Below are 449 nucleotides of genomic sequence, written 5' to 3'. Positions count from 1 at the left end.
TGTATGATGGCATCATCCGCGTAGCGTTCGAAAGGACTCTGCGGGTAGTGCCGCTCCAGCCAGCTGTCCATGCAATAGTGAAGGTAAAGGTTCGACAGCACGGGCCCGATGACCGAACCCTGCGGACCCCCTTTGTCCCTCCCCTCGATGGTACCATCAGCCTTGTGGAGCGGTGCTTTCAGCCACCGTTCGATGTACAGTAGCATCCAGCCATCCGTGCAATGTTTCCTGACGGCCTTCATCAGCAGCCCGTGGGGATGTTGTCGAAGAATCCCTTGATGTCAAGGTCGATGACCCAATCCCACTTCCAGCACCGCACACGGGCGCTGACTTGCCAGGACGGTAGCCGTAGCTGTCCGGATGGAAGATACCCTCAACAATCCGTTCAAGCCGCTCCTTGACCACGGTCTGCCCGATGCGATCGGCTATCGTCGGGATACCCAGCGGGC

1 protein-coding gene is annotated in these 449 nt (G+C 58.8%); it reads right to left on the bottom strand.

Going from position 1 to position 449, the window contains the following annotated elements; translation table 11 throughout:
* Positions 1-156 precede the first annotated feature (156 nt).
* Positions 157-405 (bottom strand): hypothetical protein, encoded by a 249-nt coding sequence (locus ACFSR5_RS18225; RefSeq protein ID WP_380905904.1) that lies wholly within the window; start codon positions 403-405, stop codon positions 157-159.
* Positions 406-449 lie beyond the last annotated feature (44 nt).

Source organism: Sphingobacterium suaedae, assembly GCF_042684625.1.
GTDB lineage: Bacteria > Bacteroidota > Bacteroidia > Sphingobacteriales > Sphingobacteriaceae > Sphingobacterium > Sphingobacterium suaedae.
Note: the sequence above shows the minus strand (reverse complement) of the source record. Positions and strands in the feature narration are given on the sequence as shown.